The organism is Streptomyces sp. NBC_01317 (assembly GCF_035961655.1).
Classification (GTDB): domain Bacteria; phylum Actinomycetota; class Actinomycetes; order Streptomycetales; family Streptomycetaceae; genus Streptomyces.
In genome coordinates, this window is sequence record NZ_CP108393.1 from 3,649,352 (window position 1) to 3,665,790 (window position 16,439).

12 protein-coding genes are annotated in these 16,439 nt (G+C 74.3%); 3 read left to right on the forward strand and 9 right to left on the reverse strand.

What is annotated here, in order from left to right; all coding sequences use genetic code 11:
* Nucleotides 1–24 precede the first annotated feature (24 nt).
* Nucleotides 25–816, forward strand: a complete 792-nt coding sequence (locus tag OG349_RS15490) for a hypothetical protein (RefSeq protein WP_442806388.1) — start codon at nt 25–27, stop codon at nt 814–816.
* Nucleotides 817–1,408: 592 nt separating this feature from the next.
* On the opposite strand, the gene OG349_RS15495 is transcribed toward OG349_RS15490, so the two are convergent.
* From OG349_RS15495 to OG349_RS15530, 8 genes are all read right to left on the reverse strand, one after another.
* Entirely contained in the window at nt 1,409–3,919 is a 2,511-nt protein-coding gene (locus OG349_RS15495; protein ID WP_327235161.1) for a BACON domain-containing protein, read from the reverse strand.
* 98 nt (nt 3,920–4,017) lie between these two features.
* Entirely contained in the window at nt 4,018–5,271 is a 1,254-nt protein-coding gene (locus OG349_RS15500) for a beta-ketoacyl-[acyl-carrier-protein] synthase family protein (RefSeq protein WP_327235162.1), read from the reverse strand.
* Nucleotides 5,268–5,549 (reverse strand): acyl carrier protein, encoded by a 282-nt coding sequence (locus OG349_RS15505; protein ID WP_327235163.1) that lies wholly within the window; start codon nt 5,547–5,549, stop codon nt 5,268–5,270. The genes OG349_RS15500 and OG349_RS15505 overlap by 4 nt, the downstream gene beginning before the upstream one ends.
* Nucleotides 5,522–6,655 (reverse strand): beta-ketoacyl-ACP synthase III, encoded by a 1,134-nt coding sequence (locus OG349_RS15510; protein WP_327235164.1) that lies wholly within the window; start codon nt 6,653–6,655, stop codon nt 5,522–5,524. The genes OG349_RS15505 and OG349_RS15510 overlap by 28 nt, the downstream gene beginning before the upstream one ends.
* On the reverse strand, nt 6,652–7,590 hold the full coding sequence (locus tag OG349_RS15515) for an SDR family NAD(P)-dependent oxidoreductase (protein WP_327235165.1): 939 nt from the start codon (nt 7,588–7,590) through the stop codon (nt 6,652–6,654). The genes OG349_RS15510 and OG349_RS15515 overlap by 4 nt, the downstream gene beginning before the upstream one ends.
* Nucleotides 7,587–8,657, reverse strand: coding sequence for a 3-oxoacyl-ACP synthase III family protein (locus tag OG349_RS15520; RefSeq protein WP_327235166.1), 1,071 nt, complete (start codon nt 8,655–8,657; stop codon nt 7,587–7,589). Before OG349_RS15520 ends, OG349_RS15515 begins: the two co-directional genes overlap by 4 nt.
* Entirely contained in the window at nt 8,654–10,708 is a 2,055-nt protein-coding gene (locus OG349_RS15525; protein ID WP_327235167.1) for an acyl-CoA dehydrogenase family protein, read from the reverse strand. The genes OG349_RS15520 and OG349_RS15525 overlap by 4 nt, the downstream gene beginning before the upstream one ends.
* Nucleotides 10,705–11,637, reverse strand: coding sequence for an acyltransferase domain-containing protein (locus OG349_RS15530; RefSeq protein ID WP_327235168.1), 933 nt, complete (start codon nt 11,635–11,637; stop codon nt 10,705–10,707). The genes OG349_RS15525 and OG349_RS15530 overlap by 4 nt, the downstream gene beginning before the upstream one ends.
* Before the next feature lie 620 nt (nt 11,638–12,257).
* On the opposite strand from OG349_RS15530, the gene OG349_RS15535 reads away from it, so the two are divergent.
* Nucleotides 12,258–13,634, forward strand: coding sequence for a hypothetical protein (locus OG349_RS15535; RefSeq protein ID WP_327235169.1), 1,377 nt, complete (start codon nt 12,258–12,260; stop codon nt 13,632–13,634).
* Between the two features lie 48 nt (nt 13,635–13,682).
* Here the strand turns inward: OG349_RS15535 and OG349_RS15540 are convergent, their stop codons facing one another.
* Nucleotides 13,683–14,816: a hypothetical protein gene (locus OG349_RS15540; protein WP_327235170.1), complete on the reverse strand. Its 1,134-nt coding sequence runs from the start codon at nt 14,814–14,816 to the stop codon at nt 13,683–13,685.
* Between the two features lie 192 nt (nt 14,817–15,008).
* Between OG349_RS15540 and radA the strand changes: the two genes are divergently transcribed.
* Nucleotides 15,009–16,421 (forward strand): DNA repair protein RadA, encoded by a 1,413-nt coding sequence (radA, locus tag OG349_RS15545; RefSeq protein WP_327235171.1) that lies wholly within the window; start codon nt 15,009–15,011, stop codon nt 16,419–16,421.
* Nucleotides 16,422–16,439 lie beyond the last annotated feature (18 nt).

Consider the following 16,439-nt stretch of genomic DNA (forward strand, 5'->3'; position numbering starts at 1 on the left):
CACCCCGACACGAAGTATCAGCAACTGGAGGCGCACAAGGACCTGGCGGGCGCGCGGGGTGTCCCCGACGAGAAGGGCATCGACTTCGCCCGCGCGTGGGTGGAGTTCCCGGACCCGGCGGACGAGGACCAGGTCTTCCGCTGCGACCTGACCTGGCTCACCTCGCGGTGGTCGTGCATCTTCGGCAGCGGCTGCCAGGGCATCCAGGCGGGCCGCGCGGACGACGGGTGCTGCACGCTGGGCGCGCACTTCTCCGACAAGGACGACGAGAAGCGGGTCGCGGGGCATGTGGCGCGGCTGACGCCGGAGCAGTGGCAGTTCCACGAGGAGGGCACGGCGGGCGGCGGCTGGACCCAGACCGACGAGGACGGCGAACGCCAGACGCGCCGCTGGAACGGCTCCTGCATCTTCCAGAACCGCCCCGGTTTCGCGGGCGGCGCGGGCTGCTCGCTCCACATCCTGGCGCTGTCCGAGGGCCGCGAGCCCCTGGAGACGAAGCCGGACGTGTGCTGGCAGTTGCCGGTGAGGCGTACGTACGACTGGATCGAGCGGCCCGACGACACGAAGGTGCTCCAGGTGTCGATCGGGGAGTACGACCGGCGGGGGTGGGGTTCTGGGGGCCACGACCTGCACTGGTGGTGTACGTCGGCGACGTCTGCGCATGGGGCGGGGGAGCCGGTCTTTCGTACGTACGCGCCGGAGCTGACGGAGCTGATGGGGGTGGGGGGGTATGAGGCGCTGGTCGCGCTGTGCGAGCGTCGTCTGGCGAGCGAGTTGCCGCTTTTGGCTCCGCATCCGGCGGATCCGGGGTCGTAGCCTCGGCCCGGTGTCCGTTGCGCTTACTGATTGTCCTCAATCGCCGGACGGGCTGGGTTTGTCGTGGTGACGGGGGGCGGGGCCTGCGGAGGTACGTATGTCCGGACTGCATGTTTTACGGCGCCTCAGGGACTTGTTTGGTTCACCGGTAGTCATGCGCCACAAAACACGCTTTACGTCCGGACACACGCACCTCCTCCGACCCCACCCCCCTCACGCCGAGGGTGAGCTCAACGACCCCCCGCTGCGGGGAGCACCTGGCGCCCGGTGGGCGAGCGCGGCTTACCGATGTCCTCAAACGCCGGACAGGCTGGATGGTGCCCCCGTGCCCTCCAACGCCGGGGCGGGCCGGGGTTTGTCTTGACGCGGGCGTGAAAGGGGGACGGGCAGGGGTCGTGTCCGGAACGTAAAGCGTGTTTTGTGTCGCGTGACTACCGTGAATGTCCGAAGTCCCCGAACGCGACGTAAAACATGCAGTGCAGGACACGACCCCTGCCCGGCCCCCGGCAACAACCCGCGGACAAAGCCCCGGCCCGCAGCGGGCACAACCAAGCCCGTCCGGCGATTGAGGACAACACGAACCGCAACGCGGTCAGCTTGGCGCGGAAGGGGACGGTGGCTCATCCGTGGGGGACGGACTCGGTGGTGGGGGCGTCGGGGTCGGGGACGGTGGATCCGTCGGGACGGAGGGGCCTGGGCCGGGATCGGACGAGACGGTGGGGTCCGGATCCGAGGGTCCGGGTCCGGATCCGGGACCGGGACCGGGGGCCGTCGGTCGGCTCGGCCGCGTGGGGGGCGGCGCCGTACGACCGTAACCGTCCAGCCTCACGACCGCGCCCGAGGGATGCAGCAGAATCCGAGCCGTCCAGACCCCACCCGGCTCGTACCGCCGGTCGACCCACACCCGCACCGTCACCACGCCGCCAGGCACCAGCGTTCCCGAACTCTCGCTGAGCCGGATCCACCGCGCACTCGTACCGGCCGACCACGTCACCGCGGCGCCCCCGTAGGCCCGGAGCGTGAGCGTCGTCGTGCCGCCCGACGACCGCGCCTCGACCGAGAGCCGGCCGGGAGCCGGTTGCCCGGGCCGGGCCGGACGCGGGGGCGGACCGTCGCTGATCACCTCGACGGACACGTCCGGCGTACGGCCACCCCCCGGGCCGCCCGCCCCACCCGCACCGCCCACCAGGAAGCCGTCCCCGGCCCGGACCTCCGCGTTGCCCGCGTTCTCGTAACGCTCGTACGCACGGTCCTCACCCGGCGCCCCGTCCCTGTCCCGCGCGCTGACCGAGGGCCCCCGGCCCTCCTCCGCCTGCGGCCCGCTCCGGTACGCCGCCCAGAGCGCGAACACGGGCGCGGCGACGACCGTCGCCACGACGGTGGTGGTCACGGCACGGGCCCGCAGCCGGTCGCGGCGGGCCGCGCGGTCCTTGGGGTCCATCGGGAAGCCGTTGCGGCCGAAGCGCGGGGAGGTCGCGCGGCCGCGCGGGGCGCGGATCATCGCGGTGTACGCGGCGGCCCTCGGCGCCTCGATGAGCGGGAGGACGGCCGGTGAGGTACGGGTACGGACCGAGGGCGTCGTACGGGAACCGGGCCACGGCGCCGACGCCTCCGCGCGCTCGGCGACCCGGCGGCAGCGCGGGCAGTCGTCCACGTGCCGGACGAGTTCGCGCCGGAGCGTGGCGGAGAGGAGGACGTGATTGTCGCCGGTGAGCCGGGCCACCGAGGGGCAGCCGCCGGTCTCGACGACCGCGAGGGCGGCGCGGGTGCGCTCCACCTCGCACGCGGCGGAGGCGAGCAGCTCGCGCGCCGCCGTCAGCTCCATCGACAGGACGGCGGCCACCTCGTGCGGGCCGAGCTGGTGGCGTACGGCCAACTCCAGGATCTCGCGCTGCTCGGGCGTCGTACCGGCGGCCTCGGGCCAGGCCAGCTGGGCGAGTTCGTGACGCCGACGCTCCTCGGTCGCGGCGGAGGCGACGGGATCGGTGGTGGAGGAGGTGGAGGAAGTGAAGGAAGTGAAGGAAGTGGAGGAGGTGGAGGAGGTGGAGGAGGTGGAGGACGGGCTGGGGGCGGGGCCTGGGCCATTCGCCGGGTCGGCGCCCACGCGCCCCGCCGCGGCCCACCCGCCCGGAGAGTCCCTTCGTCCCGACGCGCGCCACCGACCCGCCGTGCCGATCCCGCCGGTCCCGTCTGCGGCGGTACCCGGCCGGTCCGGACCACCGGACCAGCCCGCCCCGCCAGAGGCGTCCGCCGCGTCCGGCCCGGCCACGCCGTAAGACGCATCCGACCGGTCCACTCGGGCCGACGCGTCGCGCCTGCCCGCCGAGCCCGTCCTGTCCACCCCACCGGGGCCGCCGGCCACACCGGCCCGGTCCGCCCCGTCCGCCCTGCCGGACCCGTCCGCCCCACCGGACCGGCCCCGCCCGGATGCGGCATCGGGACTGCCGGGCCCGTCCGCCGTACCTGAACGGTCCGCCCACGCCGTCGCGTCCGGGCCGCGGACCGCGTTCTGCCCGACCCTCGTGGCCGTCGGCCCGGCTGCGGCATCCGGACCGCCGACCGCGCCCCCCGCACCCGACCGATCCCCCCAAGCCGCCGCGTCCGGGCCGGCCGCCGCGTCCGGGCCGGCCGCCGCGTTCGGCCCACCCGCCGTGGCCGCCGCGCCTGGCCCGCCCCGGCCGGTCCGGTGGGACCAGCCCGAGCCGTGGCTCTGGTTCCGGCCGGGCGGTCCGCCCGTCGCCTGGTCGGTGACCGGCGGGGCCGACCCCGCGCCCGGGGCGCCGGCAGGCGCATGCGCCCCCCGGCGCTGTTCGGTGAGTTTGCGCAGACACGCCCAGCGGGCCAGCGCATACAGCCACGCCTTGCGCTCCCCCGCGTCGGACGGCGAGCGGCCGAACTGTCGTTCGGAGAGGGCGAGGACGTCCCCTAGCGCCTCGGTCGCCGCGTCGTGGTCGCAGAGCACGGAGAGGCAGTAGGTGAACAGGCCGTCCAGATAGGGCTCGTACCGTACGGGCGGCCGCCGCTCCAGGGGGCGGGGGGCGCGGCGGGGCGCGCGATGTGCGCCGGTGGTGTGCGGGGAGGTTTCCGGACTGCTGCTGGTCACCCGGTGACGTTAGACAGAGCCGCCCGCGCCCATCTCACTCCTTGAGCCCACTTAATCCTAACGAGTGACGGTATCCCTCAAAAGGGGACAGCTGTCCCTCATTCCGGCGGGCGGAAGGCAAGGACGGTGTTGTGGCCCCCGAACCCGGCCGACGTGCTGAGCGCGAGCCCGAGCGGATGTTTGTACGCCTCGCCGGTGACGAGGTCCAGCTCGCCCGTTCCGCTGTCGGGACGCCGGAAGTTGGCCGTGGGCGGGGCCAGTTGGTGGGAGACCGTCAGCGCGGTGAGCGCGGCCTCGATGGAGCCCGCCGCGCCCATGGGATGCCCGGTGACCCCTTTCGTGGAGGTGACCGTCGGCGGGCGCGCGCCGAAGAGCCGGCGCAACACGCTTGCCTCCCGCGCGTCGTTGAGCGGGGTGCTCGTGCCGTGGGCGTTGATGTGGTCCACCTCCTCCGGACCGGCTCCCGCCGTCGCCAGGGCCCGTACCAGCGCCTCGTGCAGTCCGCGCCCCTCCGGATGCGGGGCGACCGGGTCGTGCGCGTCGGTGGTGGAGCCGTACCCCGCGAAGAGCGCGTGCACCGGCGCACGCCGGGTGGCGGCGTCCGCCGTACGTTCCAGCACCAGCACCCCCGCGCCCTCCGCGATGACAAATCCGTCCCGGTCCGCGTCGAACGGCCGTGAAGCGGCGGCCGGATTCCCCGCGCGCCCGGACAACGCGCCCATCTGGGCGAAGGCCGTCACGCACAGCGGCGTGACCATGGCGTCGGTCCCGCCCGCGACGGCGATGTCGCAGGCCCCCTCGCGCAGGAGCATCGCGGCGACGATCAGCGCGGTGGCCCCGGACGCGCAGGCGGTGGCGGTGTGCAGGACGGGACCCCGCGCGTCGAGCGCGATGGCCGTCTGCCCGGCCGCCATGTTCGGCAGGAACGCCGGGAGGGTGAGCGGCGAGACCGAACGCGGGCCGGTACGGAGCAGTCTGGTGTGCTGGCTCTCGTACGTCGTGACTCCGCCGGCCGCCGACCCCATGACCACCGCGACCCGGGCGCCGTCCCAGGACGCGGGGTCGAGCCCGGCGTCCGCGACCGCCTCCCTGGCCGCCGTGATGCCGAACTGCGTACAGCGGTCGAGCCGCCACGCCTGCCGTACGCCGACATGGATGCGGGGGTCGAAGCCCGGGACGCGGCAGGAGAACGGGACGGGGAGGCCGGCCAGTTCGGGGTCCGTGGCGGCGGTCGGCACGCCGGCGCAGACCCGGTCCCAGGTCGCCCGCGTGCCGATGCCCGCGGGGGTGACGAGGCCGATGCCGGTGACGGCGAGAGGTTCCGTACGGTCGGCCCTCGCGCGACCGGTCACCGCGCGGTTCCGGTGTCGGCGGCGGCGTCGACCGGGCCGCCGCCCTCGGGCAGTTGGTCCGCGACCAGGCGCGCGAGGTGGTCGATCGACAGCTCAGCGGCCGCGTCGCCGTCGTCCAGTTCGACGCCCCACCGCTCCTGCACCGTGACGAGCAGCTCCACCACCGCCAGGGAGTCCAACTCCAGCTCGGCGAGGGTCGATCCGGGCTTGACGGCATCGGGGTCGACGTCGAACTTGTCCACGAGCAGGGTCACGAGGTACTGGCTGACAGTTTCCATGACGGATGACTCCGGTCTGTGTCGGAAAGAGAAAGGGGACGGGGTGTCGGGTCGGTGGAGAACGGCAGGACGGACGGCCAGGTGAGCGCGATCGCCCCCCAGGTCAGCCCGCCCCCGAAGGTGGTGAGCAACGCCCGCGCGCCGGGCCTGACGAGCCGCCGGGCCGCCGTGTCGGCGAGCGCCAGCGGGATGGACGCGGCGGCGGTGTTGCCGACGTCCGCGATGTTGCCGAAGCGGTGGTGGGCGGCGACTCCGAGCCGTTCGGCCACTGAGTCGAGGATGCGCTGGTTGGCCTGGTGGCCGATGAACGCCTCGACGCTCGGGGCGGGCCAGCCGGCCCGGCCGAGCGCGGTCTGCGCGGAGCGCGTCATGTGCGTCACGGCCTGCGCGTACACCTGACGCCCCCGCATCCGGAAGTACCGCTCGTCACGGTCGAGTTGAGCCGTGCCGGGCAGCCGCGAGCCGCCCCCGGCGACGGCGATCAGGTCGCTGCCCGAGCCGTCCGCGCCGAGGTCGGCGGCGACGAGGGCGCCGGGCTCGTCCCGGTCCCCCGCCCGCAGCAGGAACGCCCCGGCGCCGTCGCCGAAGATCGGGGCGGTGTCGCGGTCCTGCGGATCGACGATGGCCGAGTACTTCTCGGCGCCGATGACCAGCGGATAGCGGCACGTGCCGTGGGCGATCAGGGCGTTGGCCGTGGTCAGGGCGTACAGGAAGCCGGAGCAGACAGCCGCGAGGTCGAAGGCCGGTACGGGGCCGAGGCCCAGCCGGTGGGCGACGTCGGGGGCGGTGGCGGGGCACGGCCGGTCCGGGGTGGTGGTCGCGATCAGCACCAGATCGGGCCGGATGCCGGGCGCGGACCGCATGGCCGCCTCCCCGGCGGCGAGGGCCAGATCGCCGGTGCTGACGCCGGGGGCCGCGTGGCGGCGGCGGGCGATGCCGGTGCGGGAGCGTATCCACGCGTCGGTGGTCGCCAACTCCCCCCGGGCCACGATCTCTTCGTTGGTGAGCGAGCGCGGCGGGAGGCAGGAGCCGATGCCGCAGACGACGGCGGTGGAGGCGGAGACGGGGGACACGGCGGAAACGGCGGAGACCGGGGACACGTTCACCGCGTGGGATCCGGGAACGGCAGCGGCTCGTCGGCCGGGGCGGGCGAAGGCACCGGAGCCACGAACGGGGAGGGCGGCTTGGGGTTCCCCGCCAGACCGCCGTCCGGTACGGACATCCCGCCGTCCAGCACCAGCGCGTGGCCGGTCAGATACGCGGACGCCGGCGAGGCCAGGTAGAGCGTGGCCGCCGCCACGTCCGCCACCTCGGCCCACCGCCCCAGCGGCACATGCCCCATCAGCCAGTCGGAGAGCGGCCCGCTGCCGTACGCGAACGCCGTCATGTCCGTACGGGTCCAGCCGGGGCAGAGCGCGTTGACCCGGACCCCCTGGTGCGCCCAGCCCGTCGCCAGACTCCGTACGAGCGAGATCTGCGCCGCCTTCGAGGCCGCGTACGCCTCCATGCGCGGCGCCCCGACCACCCCGGCCACGGACGACATCAGCACCAGACTGGCCCGGGGGGATTCCACGAGGTACGGGTACGCGGCCCGGCAAATGGCGGCCGTGGCACCGAGGTTGACGTGCAGCACGCTGTCCCAGTCCCGCTGGAAGGACTCCTGGAGGGGCAGGACGACCGGCGACCCGTCGGCCTCCATGGGCAGGATGCCCGCGTTGTGGACGACGATGTCGAGGCCGCCGAGCGCCCGCGCCGCCCGGTCCACGACGTGGACGGCCTGGGCGGTGTCGGCGAGGTCGCCGGGCACGAGCACGGCCGTCCGCCCCTGCTCCTGGACGAGGGTGGCGGTCTCCTTGAGGGCGTCGCCGGTACGGGCGGAGAGGGCGACGTCGGCGCCCGCCTCCGCGAGGGCCTGGGCGACGGCCCGGCCGATGCCCCGGGAGGCGCCGGTGACCAGCGCGCGGGCGCCGTCGACGCGGAAGGTGGACAGGACGGTGCTGCCGACGCGGCTGGTGCTCGTACCGCTCGCGCTGGTGGTCACTGATGGCTCCTTCGACGGTCCGTGGGAGGGGGAGAGGGTGCGGCGGGGATCCCGGCGCCGGGGGCGCCGGTCCAGTCCAGGAGGGCGCTGCCCCAGGTGAGGCCCGCGCCGAAGACGGTGATCAGGACCCGGCCGCCGTCCGGTACGAGTCCGTGCGCGGCGGCGGTCGCCAGGGCGTACGGTGCCGAGGCGGCGCCGATGTTGCCCACCTGGTCGCCGACGATCACCAGGCGTTCGGGCCGGATGCCCATCTCGGCGCCGAGGCGTCGCAGCAGCACGGGATTGGGCTGGTGGACGACAAACGTGTCGATGTCGTCCAGGACGAGGTCGTTGCGTTTCAACGTCTCCTCGACCAGCCGGGGGAAGACGTCCACGATGAAGTCGCGGACGGCCCGGCCGTCCATGTGGATGAAGTGGGCGCCGCTGTCGAGCGTCGCGGCGGTGGCCGGCCTGCGGCTGCCACCGGCGGGGATGAGGACGTGGTGGGCGCCGCGGCCGTCGGAGCCGAGGCGGAACTCCCGGAATCCACGGCCCTGTTCGACCGGTCCGAGGATGGCCGCGGCGGCGCCGTCGGCGAAGAGGACCGCCGTACCCCGGTCGGTGAGATCGAGGAACTTGGAGTACGTCTCGACACCGACGACCGCCGCGTACCGCGCCCGGGAGTCGCCGCGCAGCCAGTCGTGGGCGACCTTGGCGGCGAACAGCCAGCCGGAGCAGGCGGCGCTGACGTCGAGGGCGACCGCGTGGTGGGCGCCGGTGAGGGCCTGGACCCGGCAGGCGGTCGAGGGGCCCAGTTCGTCGGGGGTGGAGGTGGCGGAGACGAGGAGGCCGATCTCGTCGGTCCCGAGGCCGGCCGCGTCGGCGGCGGCGCGGACGGCCGCCGCCGCGAGGTCGGAGGCCGCCTCGTCGGGGGCGGCGACGTGGCGGGTGCGGACGCCGGTGCGCTCGGCGATCCACTGCGGGGTGACCCCGGCGGACCGGGCGATCTCCTCGTTGTCCCGCTGCCGGGCGGGGAGGTGGGCGCCCATGCCGAGGACGCCGATGGAGGGATCGGTACGCGCCCTCATGTGGCCCTGCCTCGTCGGGTGTCGGTGTGGTGGCTCGCATGCGGATCGGTCCCGTACGAGTCCGTCGCGTGAGACTCGGTCCCGCACGGATCGGTGCTGTACGAGTCGGTCCTGTACGAGTCGGTCCCGTACGCGCCCCCGTCCAGCCCCTCGACCAGCGCCGCCGCGTACTCGTCGGCGCCCAGCGGCGCGGGCGCGAGCCCGTCGGGCAGGGCCATGCCCCGCGCCAACAGCGGGAGGTGCGGGGTCAGTTCGTCGCACCGGTCGTCCATGAGGGCGGGCAGCGCGGTGACGGTCGGGGCGTCCAGGACCCCCGTGGACTGGAGGACGCCGGACAGGCGGTGTGCCTGGAGCAGTCCGTACAGCGCGGCGAGCAACGGCAGTGCCTGTTTCACCCCGGGCTCCCCGGCGCCGTTCACGGCGGCGGTGAGGTTCTCGGCCGCGAGCCGGTGCGCGTACACCTCCCCCAGCTGTTGCGCCCGGCTGAGCAGGGGGTTCCACAACTCCAGCCCCTCCAGGCCCTGTTCGGTACGGGCCCGCAGGGCGCCGCGCAGGTCGGCCGTGAGCCGGCGTTGCAGGGCGCGGGTGACCGCCGGCCACCAGGCGGGGTCGGCCGGGGAGAGGGCGTGGTGCGGGGTGCCGGGCTCCGGCTCGGGCGGTACGTCGTCGGTGGCCAGGGCACGGCCGGTGTCGAGCATGATCAGCGTGCTGTCGCCGCCCGCGCTGTCGAAGGCGTGGGCGAAGCCCTGCCAGGACTGGAGCCGGTTGACGTCCAGGAACCCGGCGAGTCCGCTGCGGTGCTGGCAGGAGGCGGCGAGCCGGGCGGTCTCCCGTACGGTGAACGCCTTGTAGGCCGCCAGCGGACGGTCGACGGCCGACCAGGGCGCGAAGGTCATCTTCGCGCCGGCGCGCACCTGGCCCGGGAGCGCCGCCGTTCCCTCGGGGGGCCGGTGGGCCGCGCTCCACGTGTCGCGGGCCGTGCCCGCCGTACAGCTCAGCGCGAAGGCCTCCGCCAGGGCACCGAGCACGGCGTGCTGCTGGGTGCGGTACGTGAGCACCGGCGCGCCGGGGGCGAACCTGCCGTGGGAGCGCCGGTGGGCCGAGTGGCGCAGGGTCGTCACGGCGGCGCCGCGGGCCATCGCCGCCATCGCGGACGGCAGGGTCGCCCAGAGCGCCTGCCCGACGGACAGGGTCCGCCGGAGCCGGGCGTCGGGGGTGCCGAGCGGGTCGTGCGGGACGCCGTCCGCGTCGAGATCGGCGCTGTCCCGCAGCCAGTTGTCGTACGGGACCCTGACCTGGTCGAAGCGGACCACGGCGTACGCGAGGGGCAGCGCGTGCGCGGAGAGCGGGCCGGAGATGTGGACGCCGGGCACGGTCACGCCGTCGTCGTCGCTCAGTTCGACGGCGAACGAGAACACCCCCGCGTCCCGGCCGCCGGAGAGGACCCGCGCGCAGACGACCGCCGTCTGCGGGAGGCCGAGCACGGCGACGGCGGAGAACTTCGCGGCGCGGGCGTCGGGGGTGTGCAGGACGAACTCCCGCCGCTCCCGGTCGAAGGTCGCGGTGGTGCGGATCGCGAGGTGGCTGCTGGCGTCGCCGATCTCGGTGACCATGAACACGCCCCGGGCGCGCGCCCCTTCGAGCCGCGCCAGGGCGGGCGCGGGCCGGTCGCCGCCGGAGAGGGTGAGGACGGACCCGGCGCACAGGATGTAGTGCGAGAGCACCGCCATGTAGAGGCTGGGGTCGGCGGCGGCGGCACAGGCGCTGACCTCGGCCAGCAGCTCGGTGTCGGAGAAGACCTCCTGAATGCCGGGCAGGGACTCGGCGAGGCGGCGCAGCCGCAGGTGGACGGCGTGGTCGCCGGGGAGTCCGGCCTCGGCGGGGAGCGGGGCGGGGCTGCCGGCGAGCGCGGCCACGATCCGCTCGCGCAGGCCGGGCGGGCAGGAGGTGCCGGTGATCCGGGCGAGTTCGGCGAGCGCCGCTTCGGAGGCGGCGAAGGGGGCGGTGATGGGGGCGGTTGCCGAGGTGGGCGCGGTGACGGGCGGGTTCATCCGACGGCTCCGGGGTGGGGTACGGGTACGGGGTGCGGCGACCAGCCGAAGCCGGGGTCGGCCAGGGGCGCCCGGGCCAGGGCGCCGGGCACGATGTGCCGGGCGTTACGGGTCAGCGCGCCGCCCGTCCCCGCCTCCAGCAGCAGGGCGGGGCCGGGGGCCGCGCGGCGCAGGGTCTCGGGCAGCCGGGCGGGTCGGGTCAGGCAGTGCGCCAGCGCGGCCGCGAGATCGGTGCCGGGGCCGTGGACGCCCTGGGCGACGGCCGAGTGGACGGGCAGCAGGGGCGGCCGGGCGGGCAGGGTCCCGACGAAGGCGGCGAACGCGGTCGCCGTGCGGCCGAGCGACGGGTGGTGGGAGAGGAACGGCAGGCGCAGCCGGGTGGACGGGAGCCCGCGCTCATGGGCGAGTTTCTCCACGAGTCCGAGGGCGGGCAGCGGGCCGGCGAGCACGGTCTCGTGGGAGTCGTTGACACAGGCCACGACCACCCGGTCCCGGGAGGGGCCGAGGGCGACACCGGCCGTCCGCACGAGCGCGTGGGCGGATTCCTCGCCCGCGCCGAGCAGTGTCAGTCCTCCGGGGCAGTCGTGCAGCAACTGCCCCAGCCGCAGGGCGATCCGGGCGCCGTCGGGCACGGTGAAGCAGCCGGCGGCGACCAGGGCGGGGATCTCGCCGAAGCTGACGGCCAGCAGCCGTTCGGGGACCCGCCCGGCCGCGCACAGCGCCCGGTGCACGGACAGAGAGGCCCCGAACAGCGCCAACTGGGCGGTCCCCGGCGGCCCTTCGGCCAGGTCGCGCCCGCTGGGCGGAGCGTCGGAGACCAGGCGCGGGCCCAGCGGGGCGAGCCCGTGCTCGACGGCGACCCGGTCGACCTCCTCGAACACCCCGGCGACCGCGTCGCGCAGAGGTAAATGGGCCCGCAGTCCTTTCACCAGAGGAGTGAGAGCGAAATCGCCCTGGCCGGGAAAGAGATGGAGAGTGGCACGCGGAACGGTGCCGGAAGATGAGGCGGGCATTGCCCAGTGCCTCCTGTCGGAAGGAAAGAGAAACATGCGCTCGGCGCCCCGGTGAACGGGCTGGCCGATCGGCGATCTTCCTCCAGAGTGGAGTACGTGCCCTGCGCCCAAGAATTTTCCGGAGGCCTGACCTGTTAAATGTTCACCACTGTCAAAAGAGCACGGAACGCAACGCTCCACCGGCGGTCCACCCATGACCCACCAGTGATCCGCCAGTGATCCACAGTCGATTCAAGAGACACGTGGGACAGAGCGGCACTCGGTCCCCTCGCAGACCACAGGGGCCATGAGACGCGAATCGGACACCGGAGGGCGGCTGTCCGAAAACCCGGTTGTGGATATCGGACACCGGCCTGTTCCCTGTCGAACGTGTCACATGTGAGGGCCGCGGAGGACAACGAGGCGCACGCACCCGGCACATTCCACAATAAGGCCGCCGTTCGAATCGGTTACAGGCCAGTAAATTCATATCGTGGTCACGTGCGCGTTTCCTTGAGTGTCGAAAAGCGCCGAAAGATGAGTCCGAAAGGTTTCCCATGACGTCACGGCGTCCGCCGAACGGATTGTTCAAGGACCTCCTGGCCGAAACAGGCTGGACCGGTGAGGAATTGGCGCGTGCCGTCAATCGCCTCGGCGCCGAGTCCGGCCTGACCCTCCGCTACCAGCGGGCCTCGGTCTCCCAGTGGGCGGCCGGGATCCGCCCCAGACCCCCGGCCCCCGAACTGCTCGCGGAGGCATTCTCCCGCCGGCTCGGCCGGCGGATCACGGTGGCCGACGTGCTGCCGGGGGCGACCACGCCCGCAGCGGATCCGGTGGCCGCGGAGACCGGATCGCCGGTCGAAAAACCCACCCCCGCAAGGCAGTTGGTGGATCTGGGGCGTCGGGTCGCCCAGCGCGACCGGGCGGCGGCCGCGCTGGTGTACGAACACGATCCGCGCCCCTCCCCCGCCGACCGGTACCCCGCCGCCCCGCCCTCGCTCCCCGCCCCACACCCCTCGCCGCAGCCCGCCCCGCATCGCCTGACCCCCGCCGCCACCGCCGCCGTCGCCGCCATGATCGACGTCTTCTCGACGGCCGACCGTACGCACGGCGGAGGCTTCGCCAGGGCCGCGCTGGCCGCGTATCTGAGCCAGAGTGTGGCGCCCCTGCTCCGTGCCCCGGGCCCCTCACCGCTGCGGCGTCAACTCCTTTGCTCCGGCGCCACGTTGAGCTATCTGTGCGCCTTCATGCACTTCGACGACGAGCTGCACGGACCGGCCCAGCGCTATTACCGCACCAGCCTGGAGCTGGCCGAGGCGGCCGGTGATCCCACGGCCCAGGCCCTCGCCCTGCGCGCGCTGAGCATCCAGGCCCACACCCTCAAACACCACCGGCGCGCCCTGGACCTGGCCGAGGAGGCGCACCGCCGGGTGACGGCCCGTACCCCCGCGCAGGTCCGCGCGGGCATACTCGGGCAGCTGGCCGTGGCCGAGGCGGCGACCGGCGGGGGACCCGCATCGACCCGCCGACTGGATGAGGCGGCGCGGGAGTTGGAGAACGCCGACCGGAACGAACCGGCCGTAGGCGCCTATCACAGCGCGTCCCTCGCCCATCAGCACGCGACGGTCGCCGCCCATCTCGGCGACGGGACCCGGGCCGTCTCCGCCCTCCAGGCCTCCCTCGACCGGCGCCCCGACACCGAACCGCGCTCGCGGGTCATCACCTGCGCGGCTCTTGCCGAACTGCACTTCGCCCGCGGCCATCTGGAGGCCGCGTGCGCGACCTGGCACAGCTTCCTCGACGGATATCCGGCGGTGTCCTCCGCCCGCGCCGACACGGCGCTCACCACGATGAGATCGCTGACCCGGGTGCACCGGCGCCAGCCCACCGCCCAGGCCCTCATCCAGCGGGCGGCGTCACTGCAACGCCGTTGAGGCGTCACCGCCACGCCGTTGAGGCGTCACCGCCATTCCGATGAGGCGTCACCGCCACACGGCCGAGCGCCCGCCCTGCTGGGGCAGATGCCCGGACCCCCGGCCCACGACCCGGCGGTGGGCCTCCTGGCGCACCACGCTGTACGGCCCGAGACCCGACAGCGCCTCGGTGACCTCGGCCAGCAGACCGGCGGACGCACCGGGCCCCGCGACGACCCCGACGGTGGCGCGGCCCGCGAGCCACTCGCGCCGGATGTCCCGTACGGCCGCGACAGGACGGACGGCCGCCGGGCCCGGCAGACCCGCCAGGAGGACCGGGTCGGGCCGGTCGAGCAGCAGGACCACGTCACTCGCCGCGGACAGGGCCCGCAGGGCGTCCCTGCGGTCCGCGGACCGGTAGCACCACTGGTCCGGATGCTGTCCGCGCAGCCGGGGGAAGGCCTCGCGCAGCGCCCTGACGGCCGGCACGACGTCGTCGACCGGGGTGCAGGGCCGTACTACGAAGGACACGCTCTCCGGGTCGGCGACCGCCCGCAGCCGGGTCAGCTGGCGCTCCACCTCGCGGGTGCTGTCGAACGCGACGAGCCGCTCGGGGCCGTCACCCCCGCGCGGGCCCGCGGGGCCGCCCCTGTCCGGCTCCCCCGAGCCGATCCGGACCACCGTGTCGCCCCGCCGCAGGAACTCCGCCACCGTCTCCCGGGTGCGCGCCGCCCCCGCGCAGGACGCCGCCGCCTCCGTACCGGAAGCCTCCTCCGTACCGGAAGCCGCCTCCTTACCGGAACAGGTGGCGGCCGTCTCTGCGATCAGCAGCCGGCGCGTACGGAAGAGGGCCGCCCACTCCCGTACGGACCGCTCGGCGGCGCCGAGGACGTCCGCGCCCAGATCCGCGGGACCCGCCACGGCCACCCCGGCCACCGTGCCGTCGACGTCCACGTACGTAGCGGCGAACACGACGGCGCTCCCCGCCCCGTCCCCCGGACGCCCGGCCCCCGGCGTCGGCGTCAACGTCAACGGCGCCGGATACGCGGAATGCCCGAGCCGCTCCAGGTCGGCCGCGACGAGCGGCGCGGCCGAACAGCGCACCGCCCCCCGCTCCGGATGCACGGCGGAGGTGGCCACCGTCAGACAGCCCGGACGGACGGCCTCCGTGGCCGACCGCTCGTACAACAGCGTCCTGTTCACCCTCACGACCCTCCGGCCCGGGACGGGCCGCTCGTCACTCTTCCCTCCGGATTTCCTCCGGCCTACACCTGGATTTTCCCCGGACCGACCGGTCAGGAGCGGCATTTCGGCGCCCGTCCGCCAGAAGTCACCGGATCGGGGCGGGACCCCGTGCCGGACGGGTTGTCAGTGGTGCCCTATACGGTGAGCGTCATGGCAACCGCCCGCACGAAATCCGCCAAGGACAGGCCGTCCTACCGCTGTACCGAGTGCGGCTGGACGACCGTCAAATGGCTCGGGCGCTGCCCCGAATGCCAGGCGTGGGGGACGGTCGAGGAGTACGGAGCGCCGGCGGTACGGACCACCGCGGCCGGCCGCGTGTCCACCGCCGCGCTCCCCATCGGCCAGGTCGACGGGCGTACGGCCACGGCGCGCTCGACCGGGGTGGACGAGTTCGACCGGGTCCTCGGCGGCGGGCTCGTGCCCGGGGCCGTCGTGCTGATCGCGGGCGAGCCCGGCGTCGGCAAGTCCACGCTCCTGCTGGACGTGGCGGCCAAGGCGGCCAGTTCCGAGCACCGCACGCTCTATGTGACGGGCGAGGAGTCCGCGAGCCAGGTGCGGCTGCGCGCGGACCGCATCAAGGCCATCGACGACCACCTCTACCTCGCCGCCGAGACGGACCTCTCCGCCGTCCTCGGCCATCTCGACGCGGTCAAGCCCTCCCTGCTGATCGTGGACTCCGTACAGACCGTGGCGTCGCCGGAGATCGACGGGGCGCCGGGCGGGATGGCGCAGGTCCGCGAGGTCGCGGGCGCGCTCATCCGCGCGTCCAAGGAGCGCGGCATGTCCACGATGCTGGTGGGCCACGTCACCAAGGACGGCGCGATCGCCGGGCCCCGGCTGCTGGAACACCTCGTGGATGTCGTGCTGTCCTTCGAGGGCGACCGGCACGCCAGGCTGCGGCTGGTGCGCGGGATCAAGAACCGGTACGGCACGACGGACGAGGTCGGCTGCTTCGAGCTGCACGACGAGGGGATCACCGGCCTCGCCGACCCGTCGGGGCTCTTCCTGACCCGCCGCGCCGAGGCCGTCCCCGGCACGTGCCTCACGGTCACCCTCGAAGGCCGCCGCCCGCTGGTCGCCGAGGTGCAGGCCCTGACCGTCGACTCGCAGATCCCCTCCCCCCGGCGGACCACGTCGGGGCTGGAGACGTCCCGGGTGTCGATGATGCTCGCCGTGCTGGAGCAGCGCGGCCGGATCACGGCCCTCGGCAAGCGGGACATCTACTGCGCCACGGTCGGCGGCGTGAAGCTCACGGAGCCCGCCGCGGACCTGGCGATCGCCCTCGCCCTGGCCTCCGCCGCCAGCGACACCCCCCTGCCGAAGAACCTGGTCGCGATCGGCGAGGTGGGCCTCGCGGGCGAGGTCAGACGGGTCACCGGAGTGCAGCGCCGGCTGGCCGAGGCGTACCGGCTGGGCTTCACCGAAGCCCTCGTGCCGAGCGACCCCGGACGGATTCCCGCCGGTATGAAGGTCACGGAAGTCGCCGACATGGGGGATGCTCTGAGGGTGCTGCCGCGCCGAGGTCGTGCGGACGCCCCACGGGACAACAACGCTCGCCGGTAGACTTTGCCCTGGTCTCGC